Source organism: Paraburkholderia fungorum (genome assembly GCF_900099835.1).
Classification (GTDB): Bacteria; Pseudomonadota; Gammaproteobacteria; order Burkholderiales; family Burkholderiaceae; genus Paraburkholderia; species Paraburkholderia fungorum_A.
The window spans coordinates 80,199-98,485 of sequence record NZ_FNKP01000003.1 but is presented as its reverse complement, the minus strand read 5'-3'; the positions used below and the strand labels follow the sequence as shown (position 1 = coordinate 98,485).

General features: G+C 64.6%; 19 protein-coding genes. 16 read left to right on the top strand and 3 right to left on the bottom strand.

Annotated elements, in window-relative coordinates; translation table 11 throughout:
• Positions 1 to 12: 12 nt before the first annotated feature.
• The 9 genes from fhcD to BLS41_RS29755 all read left to right on the top strand — a co-directional run bounded on the left by fhcD (position 13) and on the right by BLS41_RS29755 (position 7,538).
• Positions 13 to 972, top strand: coding sequence for a formylmethanofuran--tetrahydromethanopterin N-formyltransferase (fhcD, locus tag BLS41_RS29795; protein ID WP_074771315.1), 960 nt, complete (start codon positions 13 to 15; stop codon positions 970 to 972).
• Entirely contained in the window at positions 969 to 1,796 is an 828-nt protein-coding gene (locus tag BLS41_RS29790) for a formylmethanofuran dehydrogenase subunit C (protein WP_074771314.1), read from the top strand. The genes fhcD and BLS41_RS29790 overlap by 4 nt, the downstream gene beginning before the upstream one ends.
• Positions 1,797 to 1,941: 145 nt before the next feature.
• Positions 1,942 to 2,514 carry a cytochrome b gene (locus BLS41_RS29785; RefSeq protein WP_074773074.1) on the top strand — a complete coding sequence of 191 codons (573 nt, stop codon included), beginning with the start codon at positions 1,942 to 1,944 and terminating at the stop codon, positions 2,512 to 2,514.
• Complete coding sequence (locus BLS41_RS29780; RefSeq protein WP_074771313.1) at positions 2,511 to 3,521, top strand: alpha/beta fold hydrolase; 1,011 nt, start codon at positions 2,511 to 2,513, stop codon at positions 3,519 to 3,521. The genes BLS41_RS29785 and BLS41_RS29780 overlap by 4 nt, the downstream gene beginning before the upstream one ends.
• Positions 3,518 to 4,456, top strand: a complete 939-nt coding sequence (gene pqqB, locus BLS41_RS29775; protein WP_074771312.1) for a pyrroloquinoline quinone biosynthesis protein PqqB — start codon at positions 3,518 to 3,520, stop codon at positions 4,454 to 4,456. Before BLS41_RS29780 ends, pqqB begins: the two co-directional genes overlap by 4 nt.
• A 113-nt stretch (positions 4,457 to 4,569) precedes the next feature.
• Entirely contained in the window at positions 4,570 to 5,310 is a 741-nt protein-coding gene (pqqC, locus tag BLS41_RS29770) for a pyrroloquinoline-quinone synthase PqqC (protein ID WP_074771311.1), read from the top strand.
• Positions 5,307 to 5,630: a pyrroloquinoline quinone biosynthesis peptide chaperone PqqD gene (pqqD, locus tag BLS41_RS29765; RefSeq protein WP_074771310.1), complete on the top strand. Its 324-nt coding sequence runs from the start codon at positions 5,307 to 5,309 to the stop codon at positions 5,628 to 5,630. Before pqqC ends, pqqD begins: the two co-directional genes overlap by 4 nt.
• A gap of 4 nt (positions 5,631 to 5,634) precedes the next feature.
• Positions 5,635 to 6,873 carry a pyrroloquinoline quinone biosynthesis protein PqqE gene (pqqE, locus tag BLS41_RS29760; RefSeq protein WP_074771309.1) on the top strand — a complete coding sequence of 413 codons (1,239 nt, stop codon included), beginning with the start codon at positions 5,635 to 5,637 and terminating at the stop codon, positions 6,871 to 6,873.
• Between the two features lie 2 nt (positions 6,874 to 6,875).
• Positions 6,876 to 7,538, top strand: a complete 663-nt coding sequence (locus tag BLS41_RS29755; protein WP_074771308.1) for a response regulator — start codon at positions 6,876 to 6,878, stop codon at positions 7,536 to 7,538.
• Here BLS41_RS29755 and BLS41_RS29750 read toward each other — a convergent pair.
• Entirely contained in the window at positions 7,508 to 8,506 is a 999-nt protein-coding gene (locus BLS41_RS29750) for an ATP-binding protein (protein ID WP_253189831.1), read from the bottom strand. The genes BLS41_RS29755 and BLS41_RS29750 overlap by 31 nt on opposite strands.
• Positions 8,507 to 8,740: 234 nt before the next feature.
• On the opposite strand from BLS41_RS29750, the gene BLS41_RS29745 reads away from it, so the two are divergent.
• The gene (locus tag BLS41_RS29745; protein WP_074771306.1) at positions 8,741 to 11,113 is read left to right on the top strand and encodes a TonB-dependent receptor; all 2,373 of its coding nucleotides are present in this window, start codon (positions 8,741 to 8,743) and stop codon (positions 11,111 to 11,113) included.
• 85 nt (positions 11,114 to 11,198) lie between these two features.
• Here BLS41_RS29745 and BLS41_RS29740 read toward each other — a convergent pair whose 3' ends face one another.
• Positions 11,199 to 12,305, bottom strand: a complete 1,107-nt coding sequence (locus BLS41_RS29740; RefSeq protein WP_074771305.1) for a YVTN family beta-propeller repeat protein — start codon at positions 12,303 to 12,305, stop codon at positions 11,199 to 11,201.
• 163 nt (positions 12,306 to 12,468) lie between these two features.
• On the opposite strand from BLS41_RS29740, the gene BLS41_RS29735 reads away from it, so the two are divergent.
• The 5 genes from BLS41_RS29735 (at position 12,469) to gph (ending at position 16,216) form a co-directional block, all read left to right on the top strand.
• On the top strand, positions 12,469 to 13,350 hold the full coding sequence (locus BLS41_RS29735; RefSeq protein WP_253189830.1) for an energy transducer TonB: 882 nt from the start codon (positions 12,469 to 12,471) through the stop codon (positions 13,348 to 13,350).
• A gap of 86 nt (positions 13,351 to 13,436) precedes the next feature.
• On the top strand, positions 13,437 to 14,201 hold the full coding sequence (locus tag BLS41_RS29730; RefSeq protein ID WP_074771304.1) for a MotA/TolQ/ExbB proton channel family protein: 765 nt from the start codon (positions 13,437 to 13,439) through the stop codon (positions 14,199 to 14,201).
• Complete coding sequence (locus BLS41_RS29725; protein WP_074771303.1) at positions 14,192 to 14,614, top strand: ExbD/TolR family protein; 423 nt, start codon at positions 14,192 to 14,194, stop codon at positions 14,612 to 14,614. Before BLS41_RS29730 ends, BLS41_RS29725 begins: the two co-directional genes overlap by 10 nt.
• A 124-nt stretch (positions 14,615 to 14,738) precedes the next feature.
• Entirely contained in the window at positions 14,739 to 15,557 is an 819-nt protein-coding gene (locus tag BLS41_RS29720) for an HAD family hydrolase (protein ID WP_083380154.1), read from the top strand.
• Entirely contained in the window at positions 15,551 to 16,216 is a 666-nt protein-coding gene (gph, locus tag BLS41_RS29715; protein ID WP_074771302.1) for a phosphoglycolate phosphatase, read from the top strand. The genes BLS41_RS29720 and gph overlap by 7 nt, the downstream gene beginning before the upstream one ends.
• Positions 16,217 to 16,342: 126 nt before the next feature.
• Here the strand turns inward: gph and BLS41_RS29710 are convergent, their stop codons facing one another.
• Complete coding sequence (locus BLS41_RS29710; protein WP_074771301.1) at positions 16,343 to 17,152, bottom strand: SDR family NAD(P)-dependent oxidoreductase; 810 nt, start codon at positions 17,150 to 17,152, stop codon at positions 16,343 to 16,345.
• A 178-nt stretch (positions 17,153 to 17,330) separates the two neighbouring features.
• Here BLS41_RS29710 and BLS41_RS29705 point away from each other — a divergent pair, with 178 nt between their 5' ends.
• Positions 17,331 to 18,278, top strand: a complete 948-nt coding sequence (locus BLS41_RS29705; RefSeq protein WP_074773068.1) for a GlxA family transcriptional regulator — start codon at positions 17,331 to 17,333, stop codon at positions 18,276 to 18,278.
• Positions 18,279 to 18,287: the final 9 nt, after the last annotated feature.

Sequence of the window (18,287 nt, the reverse complement as noted above, 5' to 3'; positions counted from 1 at the left end):
TCGCCGCCCCCGATGAACGCTCCGCCCACGCTCGAAATCAACGGCACCGCGATCGACGCCACCTTCGCCGAGGCTTTTCCGATGAAGGCGACGCGGCTCTTAATCACCGCGCACACGCAAAGCTGGGCGATGAACGCGGCAAACTCGCTGACGGGCTTCGCCACGTCGGTGATCGGCTGCGGCTGCGAGGCCGGCGTCGAGCGACTGCTGGGCGACGACGAAACGCCCGATGGCCGGCCGGGGGTCGCCGTGCTGCTATTCGCGGTGTCGTCGAAGGAACTGGCGAAGCAGATCGGACGGCGCGTCGGGCAATGTGTGCTGACGTGCCCGACGACCGCCGTGTTCGGCGGCATCGATCCGGCAACGAGCCGCGCGCCGCTGTCCGACCGCGCGCCGCTCGGCAGCGGGCTGCGTTTTTTCGGCGACGGCTGGCAGATCTCGAAGATGATCGGCCCGACGCGTTACTGGCGCGTGCCGGTAATGGACGGCGAGTTCGTCTGCGAGGACACGGCGGCGACCGTCAAGGCAGTCGGCGGCGGCAACCTGTTGTTTCTCGCGCGCGACACCGATGCCGCGCTCGCCGCCGCCGAAGCTGCCGTCGCCGCGATGCGCCGGCTGCCGAACGTGGTCATGCCGTTTCCAGGCGGCATCGTGCGGTCGGGTTCGAAGGTCGGCTCGCGTTATGCAGGAGCAAGCGCGTCGACGAACGACGCGTTCTGTCCCAGCCTGCTCGGCCTCGCGGCACGCAGCAAACTCTCCGCGGAAGTGGGCTGCGTGCTGGAGATTGTGATCGACGGACTGACCGACACCGACGTGGGCGCCGCGATGACCGCCGGCATCGAGGCCGCAACGGCGCTCGGCGGCACGCGCGGCGTGCTGCGGATTTCGGCGGGCAACTATGGCGGCAAGCTCGGACCCTATCACTTCCATCTGCACGAACTGGCGGCCGGTCTCGACAGGGGACGGGCATGAGCACGACGACATTGCGCGCAACAGGAGCACCCGGCTTTCGCGTCGACGCCGGTGCACTGCGGCCTTCGACGCTCGCGGGCATGAGCGTGGCCGACATCGAGCGTCTGGTGTTGCCGGGCGGCAACGAGCAATGCGCGATCGGCGACGTGTTTCACGTGACCCGTGCAGCGACAGACGGCCCCGACGGCGCCGCGCTCGTGATCGACGGCGCGGGGCCGTGGCTCGACCGGCTCGGCGCGCGGATGGACGGTGGCCGTCTCGACGTGAACGGCCCCGTGGGCGACCACTGTGGTTTCAGAATGACGGCCGGCGTGCTGACGATTCACGGCAACGCCGGCCACTTCACCGGCTGCGAAATGCGCGGCGGACGGCTGACGATCCGTGGCGACAGCGGCGATTTCGTCGCAGGCGCGTTGCCCGGCGACATGGAAGGGATGACGGGCGGCACGCTGACGATCTGCGGCAACGCGGGTGCGCGTCTCGCCGACCGCATGCGGCGCGGCCTCGTGCTGGTCGGCGGCGACGCGGGCGAATTTGCAGTATCGCGGCTCGTTGCCGGGACCGTCGGCGTGGCCGGTCGGCTAGGCCCGCATTATGCCTATGCAATGAGACGCGGCACGCTGCTGCTCGCGCAACGCCCCGCCGATCTACCGCCAACGTTCAGCGGCGGCGGCCAGGGATTCGACATATTCTGGTCATTGCTCGTGCGCAGTTTTGCCGATGAAATCGCACCGTTTTCACACTGGCGTACCGCACCATTGCCGCTGCGTTTGACAGGCGATCTCGCGGTGGACGGCCGCGGAGAAATCCTGATCGTGGCATGAGGTGACGGCGTCCGATGCGCGCGGCTTGCGCACCCGGCACCGTGCAGTAGAACCGGTCGACGCGTCCGAAGCTGCCGGAACCGGCGACGTACGCAAGATCGGCGCAGGCATCACAAAACACAGAAAGACAAAGAAGGAGACAGGCATGACGACAGTGCATACGTCGAATGCGACACCGGCTATGGGTGCCAGAGCGCGCCGCGAGCGTTATTCCGGCGTGCAGATCGCACTGCACTGGCTGATCGCGGCCGGCATCGTCGCGCTGCTCGCGCTCGGCTTCTACATGGTCGGATTGCCGAAAGGTTTGCCGGTCAAAGCGACACTGTTGAATCTGCACAAATCGCTTGGACTGACGGTTTTCCTGCTGGTGCTTGTGCGCATCGCGGCGCTCGCGGCCTTCAACCGGCCACCTCTTCCGCCGATGCGAGCGTGGCAACGCGCCGCCGCGCGCATTACGCAGGGTCTTTTATACGTCGCCATGATCGCGATGCCGCTCGCCGGTTATCTCGGCTCGTCGTTCAACCGTTTCGGCACGCGCTTCTGGGGCATCCCACTGCCGAAATGGGGCTGGGACGATCCGCACTTGCGCGAACTTTTTTTCGGTATTCACGAGGTGGCGGCGTATGTGCTGATCGCGTTGATCGTGCTGCATGTGGCGGGTGCGCTCAAGCATCAATGGATCGACCGGGACAATCTGCTCGCGAGGATGCTGCCATGACGAAGCGTCGCCGCGAACCGCTGTCCGAGCCACTGCTTGAACCGCAGACCCTGCGCACGCGCGACGGGCATCGCGTGTGGTACGCGCTCGCGGGTGCGGCCGACGGCGTGCCGGTCGCCGTGCTGCACGGCGGCCCCGGCAGCGGCAGTCAGAAAAGCGCGCTGCGGCTCTTCGATCTGAACCGCTTTCGCGTCGTGCTGATCGATCAGCGCGGCACCGGCGAGTCGACGCCGCATGGCAGCGTGCGCCATAACCGCACCGATTATCTGATCGCCGATCTCGAGGCGATTCGCGCGCGCCTCGGCTTCGAGCGCTGGAGCCTGCTCGGCGGTTCGTGGGGCGCGTCGCTCGCGCTCGCGTATGCCGGGCAATGTCCGCAGTCGATTGCGGGCATCGTTCTGCGCGGCCTTTTTCTCACGTCGACGCGCGAAATTCGCGGCCTCTTCGTCACTTCACGTCGACGCGCGCCGCGCGCATGGCGAAAGCTACGAGCAGCGGCGGCCTGTGATCAGTCATCCCAATTAAGCGCCGGCCGTTGCGCGGCGCTTCTCCGCAACGGCGCGAATGCGGCGCGGCAACGCGCGCTCGCGCTCGCGTGGCGCGGCTATGAGATCGACGTGCTGGCGAGCGCCGCGACAGGCGGTGCCGTTTCGCCGCGCACGCGAGTGTCGCCGCGATTCGCGCGCGCGCTGACCGGCAAATACCGGATTCAGAGCCACTACCTCGCCCATCGCTGCTGGCTCGGCGAAACGCGTCTGTTGCGGCTCGCGCGCCACGCCGCGGCGGCCGGTGTGCCGATCGCCGCCGTGCACGGTTCGCGCGATCCCGTCTGTCCGCCTGCGAATCTGCGGCGGCTCGCGCGCGCCGTGCCGTCTGCGCAGATCGAATGGGTGAAGGCGGGACATCTGGCGAGCGAGCCCGCGCTGCACGAACGCGTCGCGCAGGCCGTCGCCGCGATGTTCGTTTCCACTTCTCACGAGGGGCGCAATCTGCGCCGCGCCGCATGAAGATCAAGGTGCTCGGTTCGTCAGCGGGAGGCGGTTTTCCGCAATGGAACTGCAACTGCCGCAATTGCGACGGTGTGCGGCGCGGCACGCTGAAAGCGACGCGTCGCACGCAATCGTCGATTGCCGTGAGCGCGAACGGCGAGGACTGGCTACTCGTCAACGCGTCGCCCGATCTGCTCGCGCAGATTGCCGCGAACCCCGAGTTGCAACCCGCGCGTCGCGCTCGCGACAGCGGCATCGCCGCCGTACTGGTGATCGATGCCCAGATCGACCACGTCACCGGGCTGCTGATGCTGCGCGAGCGCGACACGCCGCTGCCGCTCTACGCAACCGACGCCGTCTGGCAGGACCTGCGCACGGGCTTCCCCGTCGCGCCGATCCTGTCGCATTACTGCGGTGTCGAACATCGTCGCATCGCGCTAGACGGCGCGCCGCTGGCCGTCGACGCGTTGCCGGGCGTGCGCATCGATGCGTTGCCGCTGTCGAGCAAGGCGCCGCCCTACTCGCCGCACCGCTATGCGCCCGAGCGCGGCGACAACATCGGGCTCATGCTGACGAATCTGCAATCGGGCAAGCGCGCGTTCTACGCGCCAGGACTCGGTGCAATCGAAGCCCATGTGCTCGACGCGATGCGCGAGGCCGATCTGCTGCTGGTCGACGGCACGCTGTGGACCGGCGACGAAATGATTCGCCTCGGCCTGTCGAAAAAGACCGCGGCCGACATGGGCCATCTGCCGCAGACGGGCGCGGGCGGCATGATCGAAACGCTTGACTCGCTGGATCGCACACGCGTCGGCAATCAGGACGCGGTGCGCAAGGTGCTGATTCACATCAACAACACGAATCCGATCCTCGTCGACGATGGCCCCGAGCGGCGCGTGCTCGCGGAACACGGGATCGAGGTCGCCCATGACGGAATGATGTTCGAACTTTGAGACCGCTGCGAGATGTGATGAAACGCAGGTGATGAAACGCAGGCGATGAAACGCGGTTGAGGACACACGGCTGGCAACGCGCGCGCAGTCGCGCGATAAAAAACGGAGACGGTATGAACGCGAAAGATACGTTTGGGACGAGGCCGGTGAACCACGTCAGCGCGGACGCGCCGCCGTGGAGCCGCGAAGAATTCGAGGCACAGTTGCGCGCGAAAGGCACCGCGTATCACATTCATCACCCGTTCAACGTGAAGATGAACAGCGGCGGCTGTTCGCGCGAACAGATTCGCGGCTGGGTCGCGAACCGCTTCTACTATCAGATCAATATTCCGCTGAAGGACGCGGCGGTTCTGTCGAACTGCCCCGATCGCGAAACGCGGCGCCGCTGGGTGCTGCGCATTCTCGATCACGACGGCTACGACGGCGCGGAAGGCGGCATCGAAACATGGGCGCGTCTTGGGGACGCGGTGGGTCTGTCGCGCGACGAACTCTGGTCGCTAGAACACGTCACGCCAGGCGTGCGCTTCGCCGTCGACGCCTACGTGAATTTCGCGCGCCGCGCGCCGTGGCAGGAATCGGTGTGCTCGTCGCTCACGGAAATGTTCGCGCCGCAGGTTCATCGCGACCGGCTCGCTAGCTGGCCCGAGCATTATCCGTGGATCGAAGCCAGCGGCCTCGCCTATTTCCGCTCGCGTATTTCGCTCGCGCAGCGCGACGTGCAGCACGGTCTCGAAGTCACGCTCGACTACTTCACGCGGCGCGATCAGCAGGAGCGGGCGCTCGAGATCCTGCAGTTCAAGCTCGACATTCTGTGGACCATGCTGGATTCGATCGAAAAGGCCTTCCCGCAATGAACCCGACCAACGAATCGACAAACGCTCCTACAAACGACGCGGCCCGCGGCCGTGACGCCACCGGCGCCGCACTGCCGCTGACGATTGCGAAGCCCTTCCGTCTGCAATGGGAGCCTGCGCAGAACGCGCATGTGCTGCTCTATCCCGAGGGTATGGTGAAGCTGAATCAAAGCGCGGGAGAGATTCTCAAACGCTGTGACGGCACCCGCGACATAGACGCTCTGATCGCCGATCTGGAGCAGGCCTTCAACACCACGGGAATCGGCGCAGACGTGCGCGCCTTCGTCGCCGACGCGCATGCGCGCCACTGGCTGGAGTAACACAATGACCGATCTGGCGCATCCGGTTCACGAACCCGCCGCGCGGCCTGTCGTCGGTGTGAATCCGGACGACCCCGCAGCCGTGCCGCCGCCGTTGTGGCTGCTAGCGGAGCTGACTTACCGCTGTCCGCTTCACTGCGCGTTCTGCTACAACCCGCTCGACTACATCGATCACCATCGCGAACTGAGCACCGCGCAATGGATCGACGTGCTGCGCGACGCGCGCGCGCTCGGTGCGGTGCAACTCGGCTTCTCAGGGGGTGAGCCGCTCGTGCGCGATGATGTCGAGGTGCTGGTCGACGAAGCGCACAAGCTCGGCTTCTACACGAATCTGATCACGTCGGGCGTCGGCCTGACCGACAAACGTCTCGACGATCTGAAGGCGGCCGGACTCGACCATATCCAGTTGTCATTCCAGGATTCGACGCGGCAACTGAACGACTTCCTGAGCAGCACGCGCACGTTCGACCTGAAGCAGCGCGTCGCCGCGTCGATCAAACGGCACGGCTTTCCGATGGTGCTCAACTGCGTACTGCATCGCTACAACCTGCCGCACGTCGACAAGATCATCGAGATGGCGCTCGCGATGGGCGCCGAGTACCTCGAACTCGCGAACACGCAGTACTACGGCTGGGCGCATCTGAACGAAGCGCAACTGCTGCCTACACGCGAGCAGCTCGAAGAAGCCGAAGCGGTCGTCGAACGCTACCGGCGCACGCTGGGTGAGCGCTGCAAGATTTTTTTCGTCGTGTCCGACTACTTCGAGACGCGCCCGAAGCGCTGCATGAACGGCTGGGGCGCGGTGTTTCTGGGCGTCGCACCCGACGGCGCAGCACTGCCCTGTCACGCGGCGCGCGGGCTCCCGGGGTTGACGCTGCCGAACGTAAAGGACACGCCGTTGCGCGAGATCTGGTACGACAGCGACGCATTCAACCGCTTTCGCGGGCTGCACTGGCTCAAGGAGCCGTGTCGCAGTTGCGACGAGAAAGATCGCGATCTGGGAGGTTGCCGCTGCCAGGCGTACATGCTGACCGGCGATGCGGCCAATACCGACCCCGTGTGCGACAAGTCGCCGTTTCACGAGACCGTGGTCAGGGTCGTGCAACGGGCGGCGGCGTCCGCGATGTCCGAATCCACGGCGTCCCCGCGCGAGCAGCCGATCCTGTTTCGCGACGACGCCAATTCGCGCAAGCTCGCATCGGCTGCCCGCGAGCGTCACATCCACGGAGACAACGGAGGCTGATCATGACTGCGGGAACCATCTCCGTGCTGCTCGTCGACGATCACGCGGTCGTGCGCGAGGGATACCGGCGTCTGCTCGAACTGAATGCTGACGTGCGGGTGTGCGGTGAAGCCGCCGACGCCGCGCAGGCGTATCAGCGCTTTTGTGCGCTACGTCCCGACGTGGTCGTGATGGACGTGTCGCTGCCGGGCGCGAGCGGGATTGAAGCGATGCGACGCATGCTCGCACGCGAACCGGACGCGCGCGTGCTGATCTTCAGCGTGCATGAAGAATCGATCTTCGTGCGCCGCGCCCTCGATGCCGGCGCACTCGGTTATGTGACGAAGGCGAGCGCGCCGGATGTGCTCGTCGAAGCAGTGCGCTCGATCGCGCGGCGTGCCGGCTATCTGAGCCCCGACATCTCGCAGGCGCTAGCGATGCGCACGGCCTTCAGCGAAGGGCCGCCTGGACGTCAGCTGTCGGCGCGTGAATTCGAGGTTCTGCGGCTGCTCGTGCAGGGCTACACGCTGCCAAGCATCGCCGAAAAACTGGGTTTGAGCCAGAAGACGGTGGCTAACCATCAGTCGGTGATCCGGCAAAAATTTGGCGCGGACAATGGTGTGCAGCTTGCGCAGATGGCAAGCCGCCTCGGACTTCAGTTCACCGGCTCGGCCAGTCCCGCCTGAGCGGGCACGCGCGCGCAGAACAGAAAACCGCGTTGCGGCTCGCTTGCCATATGAAATTCGCCGCCGAGCGCCTCGACGCGCTCACGCATGCCGATCAGCCCGAGCCCCGCGCGCGGCTGGGTCAGATCGGTGCCGGGACCGTCGTCGGCCATCGTCACGACGATTTCGTCCTGCGCCGTGCCGGCGGCAGCGCCATCGTGCGACTCGCGCGGCGCGCGCACCATGAACACTTCCACACGTGAGCTGCTCGCGAACTTCGACACGTTCGTCAAGCCCTCCTGCACGAGCCGATAGAGCGTGATGGTCAGCGCATCGCTCAGGCCGCTGTAATCCCCTTCGATCGCCAGCGAAAACGACGCGTCGGGCAGGCGCTCGCGCCAGCCGTCGACGCAATGCTCGAGCGCGCTCGGCAAACCGAATTCGTCGAGACCGATCGGCCGCAGACGTCGGGTCATGTTGCCGATCTGCCGATAGACGTGGCTCGCGCTCTGGATCAGACCGAGCGCGATGCGATGAATCTCAGGCTCGTGCGCCGACGTGCGTTGTTCGACGCCGCCCGATGTATCCGACAGATCGCGAATGCGCGCGGCGTCGAGCGAGATCGCATTCAGATACTGGCCGAGTTCGTCGTGCAGCTCGCGTGCGAGATGACGACGTTCGATCTCCTGAGCTTGCAACGCCTGGCTCGCGAGCCGCCGGTTATCGGCGAGCAGCCGTTCGGCCTCCTGCTCCAGCGCGCGGCGACGGATCACCTCGCGACTCGCTTCGCGATAGCGGCGCCACGCAAACCAGGCGAGTCCGATAGACAGCACGAACAGCGTGCCCGGCAATTCGTCGAGCTGAAAGCGCTCCATGCCGCGCGTGAAGCGATACGCGCGTTCGCTGAGATCGAACGCGGCGCCGCAGACCGCCGCGAGCGCGGTTACCGCGACGACGCACGTGAGGTCGCGCCAGATCGACGAAGCCATGGTCGGATTGCGCATGAGGATGAGCGGATCGCTTGACGTGACGTTTGCATTCTACTCAGCGCGATCACACACGGCGGACTTTTGCGGAAGATTTGGGAGACGCTCCCTGACAGATCGGGAAAAGCTCCCGCGCGTGCAGCGCCCTGCTTATGCGAAGCTTTTAACGCATACCGACAGAACGCGCGATCAGCGCGACAGGCGCACGACGCGCCCCGACGCGACAGGAGACACACGATGAACATGCGATCACAGGCTCGCCACAGACGTCGTATTCAACGCCGCGCCGGCATCACACTCTGTTTCGGCGGCGCGCTCGCGAGCCTGTCCACACTTGCATGGGCGCAGACTGATGCGCCGGTTGCAGCGTCGTCGGCGGGGCCGTCGGCCACAGCGGCGCCCGACGCAGCAACCGGAAGCGGCAATGCCACCAGAGCCGCCGTGACGACGCTTGCACCGATCGTCGTGGTCGGCACGACGCCGCTGCTCGGCATCGGCACGCCGCTCACACAGGTGCCGGCGAATGTGCAGACGGTCAACTCGGAAGATCTGCTTCAGCAACGGCGCAGCACGCTCACCGAGTACATGTCGCGCAATCTGCCGAGTGTCGACGTCGCCGACGCGCAAGGCAATCCGTATCAGATGAACCTCACGTATCGCGGCTTCACTGCGTCGCCGCTGCTCGGCACGCCACAAGGGCTGTCGGTGTTCGTCGACGGCGTGCGCGTGAACGAGCCCTTCGGCGACGTCGTGAACTGGGACCTGCTGCCGCAGCAGGCGATCGACACGATGCAGCTGATTCCAGGCTCGAATCCGACTTACGGCTTCAACACGCTGGGCGGTGCGTTGTCGATCACGACGAAGAACGGCAAGGACAATCCGGTCGGCGAGGCCGAAGTCGCGCTCGGTTCGTGGGGACGCAAGAGCGCGCAGATCGAACAGGGCGGCACGATCAATCAGAACCTCGATTACTACTTCACCGCCAATGCCGCGAATGACAATGGCTGGGCCGAGCAGAACGAAAGTCGCATCCGTCAGGCGTTCGGCAAGTTGCGCTATACCGACGCGGATACGACGCTGTCGCTGTCGGCCGGCGGCGCGGACAATGATCTGCACGGCACGCAGACCATCCCGCGTTCGTTCCTCAACAATTTCAAACAGCCGTACACGTTCCCGGACCAGAACGAAAACACCGTCGGCTACCTGACGCTGTCGGGCGACCACTATTTCAATGACCATGTCGAACTGAGCGGCAACGCTTACTACCGGCATTTCCGTAATACCAACATCAGCAGCAACGTGAACGACGATTACGGCACAATCGACGACGACGGCAACGTCAACACGTTGCAGGCGACCAACGAGAAGTCCGTCGTGTCGACCGACAGCTATGGCGCGAGCCTGCAACTCACGCTGCTCGGCAAACTCGGCAGCATGCAGAACCAGTTCATCGCGGGCATGGCGGTCGACGCCGCCAATTCGCGCTTTCAGCAATCGTCGCAAGATGCCGCCTTCACCGATTCGCGCGCGACGATCGGCATCGGCGACTTCGAGCAGCAAACTTACGCGAAGACGCACAACACGAACTACGGGCTTTATCTGTCGGACACGCTGTCGCTGACGCCGCACTGGTCGGTCACGGTGGCGGGCCGCTACAACTGGGCAGATGCGACGATCGGCGACGAGAGCGGTCTACAGCCGGAATTGGACGGTCATCACACGTTCTCACGCTTTAACCCGGCCATCGGCATCAACTGGAATCCGACGCCAGCGCTGACCGCGTACGCGAGCTACAACGAAGGCATGCGCTCGCCGACCGCAATCGAGCTGGCCTGCGCCGACCCGGCCGCGCCGTGCTCGCTGCCCAACGATTTCATCTCCGATCCGTCGCTCGAACCGGTGATCTCGAAGACCTTCGAAATCGGCGCGCGCGGCAAGATCGGTGCGTCGACGACATGGAGCGCGGCCGCCTATCACACGACGCTCGACAACGACATCGAGTTCATCAGCAGCAACGGCGCGGGCAGTTCGCAAGGCTTCTTCCAGAATGTCGGCCGTACGCTACGCCAGGGGCTCGAGCTGTCGGGGCATAGCAAGCTCGGCCCAGTCGGCGTGACGGCAAGCTATAGCTACGTCGACGCGACCTACCGCTCCACGTGGACCGAAAGCAGTCCGAGCAATTCCAGCGCCGACGCCAACGGCAACATTACCGTCAAGTCCGGCGATCACATTCCGGGCATTCCCGCGACCACCGTGAAGCTGCGTCTCGACTACGCCGCGACGTCGAAGTGGAACCTCGGCACCAACCTCACGTGGCGCGGCAGCGTCTACGCGCAAGGCGACGAAAACAACGAGGACGTGAACGGCAAGATCTCCGGCTACCTGCTGATCGATATGGACACCACCTACCAGGTGACGAAGCAGTTGCAGGTCTTCGCGTCGGTGACGAACCTGCTCGACAAACGCTACGCGAGTTTTGGCGCGCTCGGGACGAACTACTTCACCGGGCCGAACCATACGTTCGACGGCACGAATCCCGTTAACGAGCAGTTCGTCGGCCCGGGTGCGCCGCGCGGCTTCTGGATGGGACTGCGCTACGCGTGGAAATAGGCGGCGGGGCAAGCGGGCGGCGTGGCCGGTCACGCGGTCGGCCCGCGTGCAGCCATCGCCGCTCGCGAGGCGACCGCTGCCGGCTTCAATGCGACTCGATCGAGCCGTCGCTGTGCGGATACGTGACGATGCCCCACGCAAGCGGCAAGTCGCCGATCTGTTTGATCGGCTGATAGGTTTTGGCGTCGAGCACGTAGACCGCATCGGAGCGCCCGCATGCGACCAGCAGTTTCGAGCCGTCGGGCGTGAAACTGAAATGCCAGCAACGCTGGCCGACTGGCACGTCGGCGAGATGGTCGAAGCTGTGGCCGTCGAAAACCTGCACCGCCTTGTCACGCGACGCAGCCACGAAAAGGCGTTGGCCGTTCGGTCCGAACGCGACACCGTAAGGGCCCAGTTTGGTATCGACGGTCTTGACCACGTCGAACGTGTGCGCGTCGATCACGACAAACTTGCTGAGCGATTCGAGCGTGACGACGTAGTACTTGCCGTCCGGCGACAACCGGATGCCGCGCGGACGCCCGCCTGCCGCGAGCTTCACCGTTTTCACCGGCGCGCCCGTGCGCGCGTGGTAGACCGATACCGTATCGTCGCCTTCGTTGGTGACGAGCATCGTCTGGCCATCGCGCGAAAATTCGATGCCTTCTGTTTCGTGCCCGCTCGTCACTGAGCGCACCACGCGCCACGTCTTCATATCGACGATTGCGATCTCGGCGGGCAGCTTGTTGTCGTCGTCATCCGCGCCGGGCTTGCCGCCGGGCCTACCGTCCGTTTTCGCGCCCGCCTTCGCTGTGGGTGGACCGCCCTCCTCGCCCGGTTCGTACGTCACGTAGACGTAGCCGTTGTGAACGCGCACGTACTCCGGATTCTTGCCGATCTTCACGCGCTTCACGACCTGACCGGTCGCCGTGTCGATCACCGACAGATCGCCCGTGTTCTTGTTGGCGAGCAACAGACGCGAACCGTCCGCATTCAGGCTCAGTCCGCGTGGACCGTCTGCGCCCACCGCGATGGTTTTGGCAAGCGCCATCTGGTCGAGGTCGATCACGCCGACGCCGGCCTTTTCGCTCGTCACATACGCGAGCGGCGTGGCCGCGAGGGCGGTCACGGCAGCGCTCGCTGAGAGCATGCACGCGAGGGCCAGCGCCATGGAACGGCGGGATGGTCGGGGGAAAATCCGTGTCTCCAGCATCATGTTGCTCCGTGGTGAGATCGCTGCGCCGCGATTCGCTCGCGTCATCCGTTCAAGGTATCCCACCGGGCGTTTGTTTGACAACGCGCAACGGGCGGGAGAATTTCCCGAATTGACGCGCGGCGGCGGACGCCGGTTCTAAAAGCGCTGACGCGGGAGGACAATGAACCCGGAGATGGCGCGCCGCCGCGAACTGTTTTCGCGAACCGTGCGACGGATCTTCAACTGGTTGCGAACGATGCTGCAAGCTGTCATGGCGAACCCCGCAAGACATCCGATGCCCGCGCCGCGTTACCGCCGCGGCGTGATCGTGCTGGGCGCAGTGATCGGCGCGCATCTGCTGTTGCTGCTTCTGGCGACGTCGATGCACGACAACGTCATCGAACGGCCGGTCGAACCGGTGACGATTACCGCGATGTTGCTGAGTCCCGAACCGCAATCGACGGCGCCGGTTGCGGCGGTCGCGCCGGCGACGACGCCTGCGGCGCAGATTCCAGTGCCTGCACGCGCAGTGCCGAAAATGCCGGCGCACATGCCAACGCAGATGCCGGCACCTCCCCGCGCGCATGCATCTCGCAGTACAGCGATCGCTGCGGCCGCGGGGCGCTCCGCGCCGACGGACCATCCGCCTTCCACGACGGCTGCGGCAACCGATACGTCAGCGGCGGCGTCTGCGCCGACCACCGTCGCTTCCGCAAGCCCTTCCGTGCCCGCCGCAGCGCCGCCCTCGTCTGCCGCCGAACGGGCCGTCGCGACATCGTCGGCGCCGAGAAACGTCGCGCATATCGATTGCCGAATTCCCGCGCCCGATTATCCCGACCCGTCAAAACGGCGCCGCGAGAACGGCACCGCGATCGTGCGCTTCGTCGTGGGAACCAATGGCCGGATCGAGACCATGCAATTGCAGAAGAGCAGCGGCTATCCGCGACTCGACGACGCCGCGCTCGCTGCCGTTCATGAAGGCGTCTGCGAGCCGTACAGCGAAAACGGCGTGCCGGTTCGCGCCGCGTATTCACAGGCATTCGTGTTCGGACTGACCGACTGAATGACGATTGAACACGAGCGTCCGGGAGCGGCATGCAACACCGGAACACGACTGCACAACCGATCACCGCACAGAGGAAAACAGCCATGCAACATTACGGACTGGCAAACGTCTGGCAAACCGGCGACGTCGTCACGCGCTGCATTCTGGCCGTGCTGATGATCATGTCGGTGCTGTCGTGGACAGTGATCATCGTCAAGCTGTGGCAGGTGCTGCGGCTGCGGCGCGCGACGATGCGAAACGACGCGCGCTTCTGGAACGCCGAGCGTTTCGAAGACGGCCTGAATAGCCTCGGCAATCAAGAGCCGGACGCGAACGACAACCCACTGCTGTCGCTCGCGCTGGCGGGCCACGAAGCGGCGACGCATCACCGCCAGGCGCAGCCGCATCTGCAGGATCGCATTGACGTGTCCGACTGGATTACCCGGCGTTTGCAGGACACGCTGGACGACACCGTCGCGCGGCTGCAAAGCGGTCTGGCGGTTCTCGCGTCGATCGGCAGCACTGCGCCTTTCGTCGGCCTGTTCGGCACCGTGTGGGGCATTTATCACGCGCTGATCGTGATCGGCGAAACCGGGCAAACGTCGATCGAACACGTCGCGGGACCGGTCGGCGAATCGCTGATCATGACCGCGTTCGGCCTGTTCGTCGCGATTCCGGCCGTGCTCGGCTACAACGGACTGAACCGCGCGAATCGCGCCATCGTCACGCGGTTGAAGCGTTTCGCACACGGACTGCACGCGTATTTCGTGACCGGTTCGCAACTGCGTTCGAGCACGACGGGCACGCGCATGCACGCCGTGCAGCCCGGAACCGGCACGAATCGCGACGGAGATCTCAGATGGCAATAGCGCCTTTCTCCGACGATGACGACACTGGCCTGATGAGCGAAATCAACATGACGCCGCTCGTCGACGTCATGCTGGTGCTGCTGATCATTTTTCTCGTCACGATTCCGGCATTGCAGCATGCGGTCAGGATCGACCTGCCGCGTGCGGGCAGTCAGCCGGAAGGGGTCCGGGCGGCGCACGTGGATCTCGCGGTCGATGTGCATGGCGCAGTACTGTGGGATGGCCAGCGCGTGACTGACGACGGTTTGCGCGCACGCATCGCAGAAGCGGCGCGTGCGACGCCGCAACCGGAACTGCATCTGCGCGCCGATCGCACGGTGCCCTACGAGCGTGTCGCCGAAGTCATGTCGGCCGTGCAAGCGGGCGGATTGACGAAGATGGCCTTCGTCACGATGCCGAAACCGCGGCACTAGCGTGGCGCCGCGTTCAACTTAAACCCGTGCTTATCGACCGCGAAAGAATCTCTGAATTCAAACCCGCGCGAGGCTCCGCTATCGTGATGCGTGTCAGAACGGCAATCATCACGAGGAGTGGATCATGCAGGCCCTGATCTTCGACGTCGACGGCACGCTTGCCGATACCGAGACTGCTCATCGGGACGCGTTCAATGCGGCTTTTTCAGAGGCGCGGCTTGACTGGTTCTGGGACGAGCCGCTTTACGCGCGTCTGCTGAAAGTGGCAGGCGGCAAGGAGCGCCTGCTGCATTACTGGCACACCATCGAGCGAGAAGAAGCCGAAGGACCGAATGCACGCGAATGCGTCATGGCGCTTCACGCGCTGAAGACCGCGCATTACGCCGGGCGTGTGCGCGACGGCGGCTTACCGCTGCGTCCGGGCATCGCGCGTCTGATCGACGAGGCGCGAGCGCACGGAGTGCGGGTGGCCATCGCGACCACGACGACGCCGGCCAATCTCGACGCGCTGCTACAAAGCCATTTCGGCGCGGCCTGGCGCACACGCTTCGCGGCCATCGGCGACGGAGGCACCACCGCCACCAAAAAGCCTGCGCCCGACGTCTATTTCCATGTGCTTGACCAGCTCGAATTGCCGGCCTCAGCCTGTGTCGCCTTCGAAGATTCGGCCAACGGCCTGCTCGCGGCGCGCGCGGCCGGCATTCCGACTGTCGTCACGCCGACCCGCTATACCGCTGCCGATCCGTTCGACGGCGCGCTAGCCGTGCTGCCGCACCTGGGCGATCCGCACGTACCGATCGATCGAACCGTGCGGGGCGAAGCGTTAAGCTGGCTCGATCTGGCGACGCTGCGCCGTTGGCATCGCGACGTTGCGACGCCGGGAGGATCTCAGCCGTTCAGCGTGGGCAATCCGGTGCGCAGCCCGGCGCGTCCGTCATGGTGAGCGGGCGTCGTCGCGGGCTGCTGATCGATCTGGACGGCACGATGGTCGACACCGCGCCGGACATTGCCGCGGCCGCCAATCGCATGCTCGAAGAACTCGACGCCGCGCCGCTGCCACTCGATAGGGTGACCGGCTTCATCGGCAACGGCGTGACGAACCTGGTACGTCGTACGCTGTCGGCGTCGGGCTTGAGCGGACGCTGCGAAATTGGCGTAGCGCTGCCGGTGTTCGAACGGCACTACGCAAACACGAATGGGCAATTCGGCGAGGTATTTCCCGGAGTCATGAACGGCTTGCAACAACTCCGGCGGCTCGGCTACCGGAGCGCTTGCGTGACCAATAAACCGCAGGCACTCGCTGCCGCGCTTTTGACGCGCAAAGGTCTTGCCGATTACCTCGATGTTCTCGTCGCTGGCGATACGCTCGCCAGCATGAAGCCGTCGCCCGAACCGTTGTGGCACGCGTGCCGGCTGCTGGATATCGATGTGGCCCATTGCACGCTGATCGGCGATTCGCCTGTCGATGTTGCTGCTGCGCGTGCCGCTGGCATGCCGGTGTGCGTCGTCGCATATGGTTATGCGGGCGCGGGCGGCGCACAGGCGTTATGCGCGGACGCGTTGATCCAGACGTTCGAAAGACTGCCAGCGTTGCTCGCATGACTGGGCACTGCGGTTCAAGACGACGGCTTGATGCCTCGAGTAAGTTGGCACGTTCTCGCTGACGAGCCGTGCCAACCGCCAGTCAAGGAGGTTAAAAATAGCTGGTTTCGCAATGGGTTGGTGGTCTTAACGAGCGGTCGCGGCAGTCGACGTATAACGCAGCGCGGCCTCGGCATTCGCGAACCGGGGAGCCAGCGCACGACGCTCGGTTTCCCATTTCGCCCAGGCGTCGCCGTCGTGCAGCGTCGGGATAGTCACGAGTTCGCCCTGATCGAGGCCTGCGAGCGCGGCATCGACCAGATCGTCGGCAGTCATCGTGCTCGCGGCTTCCTTCTGCTTCGCATAGCCGGCGACGTCCCAGAACTCGGTTGCGGTCGCTGCGGGCAGTACGGTCTGCACACGCACGCCCTTGCCTGCGAGGTCGCGTTGAAGCGCATGGCCGAAGCTCAGCACGTACGATTTCGACGCGCTGTACACACCATTCAGCAATTCGACCGCAATGCCGACCACCGAACTGATGTTGATAATGGTGCCCGAGCCTCTGGCGACGAACGCAGGCGCCGCCGCATAGGTGAGGCGCGTTAGTGCCGTGATGTTCAGGGTGATCATCGATTCCATCGCGTCGACCTGGCCGTCGAGAACCGATGCAACCGAGCCGACGCCTGCGTTGTTCACCAGCATCGTGATGCGCGGGTCTTCGCGAAGCACGCTCTCGACTTTCGCGAGCGCCGCCTTGTCGTTGAGATCGACGGCAATCGTCTCGATCGTGCGGCCGGTCTCTTTCGCGAGGCGCTCTGCGAGCGCGCTCAGTCGGGACTGGTTACGTGCCACGAGAATGAGGTCGAAGCCCCGCTTCGCGAGACGGTCAGCGTAGATGGCGCCAATGCCAGCCGAAGCGCCGGTGATCAATGCGAAACCTTGCGTGGAGGAAGTCATTTTGAGTCCTTGGGTAGGTGGTTGAACCAACAGGGCGTCAGTTCATGAAGCGAATTTTGATCTCTACCGAGTCCGACCTCAATGTCATATATGCAATGATTTCTGCCATTCTTTCGCTCACGGCGATGTCTGTTATGTGCTACCTTCAACGAATCAAGCCATGATTCGCGAGGCATCCATGCATACCGTCGGACTCGTCGTCTATCCCAACTTCCAGTCGCTCGCGCTCGCCGTGGCGAGCGTCTTCGAGTACGCCAATCTCCTGCGCGGCGAAGCGGCTTACGAATTCAGCATCGTGTCCGAGCACGGTGGGCCGGTCGCATCGTCGCAAGGGTTTTCGGTTCATAGCGAACCACTTGCCGATGAGGGCTATGACACCCTCATCGTCGCAGGCGACAACGAATGCCGCCTTCCTTCGACTGCGCTGGTGGATTACCTTCGGGAAGCGCCGCGCCATTCGCGGCGAATTGCGTCGATCTGTACCGGCGCTTTTGTTCTCGCGGCGGCCGGTTTGCTGGAAGGAAAACGCGCCACGACACACTGGTTCCATGCGCGTGATTTCCAGAAACAGTATCCAGACGTACAAGTCGAAGAAGACCGCATCTTCGTCGTGGACGGGCAGATCTGGACGTCTGCGGGCATGAGCGCCGGCGTCGATCTTGCGCTTGCGATCGTCGAAAACGACTTTGGGCTGGACACCTCGCGTATGGTGGCGCGCAAGCTCGTGCTGTATCAGCGTCGCGGAGGCGGTCAGTCGCAGTTTTCGGCGCTGCTGGAGATGGGCGCCCGCTCGGACCGCGTTCAGATGGCACTCACCTACGCGAGCGAAAACCTGGCGAGCGATTTGTCGGTCGAGCGGCTGGCGGAAGCGGCTCGGCTCAGTCCGCGTCAGTTCAGCCGCGTATTTCGTGAGGAAACGGGGCAATCGCCCGCGAAGGCGGTCGAGCGGCTTCGCGTCGAAGCCGCGCGTCTGATGATGGAGACGACGCGTCACCCGATCGAGATCGTCGCGCGAGAGACAGGCTTTGGCGACCGCGAGCGGATGCGTCAAGCGTTCCTGCGTGCATTCGGTCAGCCGCCGCAAACCATCCAGCGGGCGTCCGGTATCTCGCCCCTTGCGTCGTAAGCGCAGTCC

Coding starts and splice junctions, on each gene's coding strand:
- fhcD (WP_074771315.1), top strand. CDS start 13: ATGAACGCTCCGCCCACGCTCGAAATCAACGGCACCGCGATCGACGCC.
- BLS41_RS29790 (WP_074771314.1), top strand. CDS start 969: ATGAGCACGACGACATTGCGCGCAACAGGAGCACCCGGCTTTCGCGTC.
- BLS41_RS29785 (WP_074773074.1), top strand. CDS start 1,942: ATGACGACAGTGCATACGTCGAATGCGACACCGGCTATGGGTGCCAGA.
- BLS41_RS29780 (WP_074771313.1), top strand. CDS start 2,511: ATGACGAAGCGTCGCCGCGAACCGCTGTCCGAGCCACTGCTTGAACCG.
- pqqB (WP_074771312.1), top strand. CDS start 3,518: ATGAAGATCAAGGTGCTCGGTTCGTCAGCGGGAGGCGGTTTTCCGCAA.
- pqqC (WP_074771311.1), top strand. CDS start 4,570: ATGAACGCGAAAGATACGTTTGGGACGAGGCCGGTGAACCACGTCAGC.
- pqqD (WP_074771310.1), top strand. CDS start 5,307: ATGAACCCGACCAACGAATCGACAAACGCTCCTACAAACGACGCGGCC.
- pqqE (WP_074771309.1), top strand. CDS start 5,635: ATGACCGATCTGGCGCATCCGGTTCACGAACCCGCCGCGCGGCCTGTC.
- BLS41_RS29755 (WP_074771308.1), top strand. CDS start 6,876: ATGACTGCGGGAACCATCTCCGTGCTGCTCGTCGACGATCACGCGGTC.
- BLS41_RS29750 (WP_253189831.1), bottom strand. CDS start 8,506: ATGGCTTCGTCGATCTGGCGCGACCTCACGTGCGTCGTCGCGGTAACC.
- BLS41_RS29745 (WP_074771306.1), top strand. CDS start 8,741: ATGAACATGCGATCACAGGCTCGCCACAGACGTCGTATTCAACGCCGC.
- BLS41_RS29740 (WP_074771305.1), bottom strand. CDS start 12,305: ATGCTGGAGACACGGATTTTCCCCCGACCATCCCGCCGTTCCATGGCG.
- BLS41_RS29735 (WP_253189830.1), top strand. CDS start 12,469: ATGAACCCGGAGATGGCGCGCCGCCGCGAACTGTTTTCGCGAACCGTG.
- BLS41_RS29730 (WP_074771304.1), top strand. CDS start 13,437: ATGCAACATTACGGACTGGCAAACGTCTGGCAAACCGGCGACGTCGTC.
- BLS41_RS29725 (WP_074771303.1), top strand. CDS start 14,192: ATGGCAATAGCGCCTTTCTCCGACGATGACGACACTGGCCTGATGAGC.
- BLS41_RS29720 (WP_083380154.1), top strand. CDS start 14,739: ATGCAGGCCCTGATCTTCGACGTCGACGGCACGCTTGCCGATACCGAG.
- gph (WP_074771302.1), top strand. CDS start 15,551: ATGGTGAGCGGGCGTCGTCGCGGGCTGCTGATCGATCTGGACGGCACG.
- BLS41_RS29710 (WP_074771301.1), bottom strand. CDS start 17,152: ATGACTTCCTCCACGCAAGGTTTCGCATTGATCACCGGCGCTTCGGCT.
- BLS41_RS29705 (WP_074773068.1), top strand. CDS start 17,331: ATGCATACCGTCGGACTCGTCGTCTATCCCAACTTCCAGTCGCTCGCG.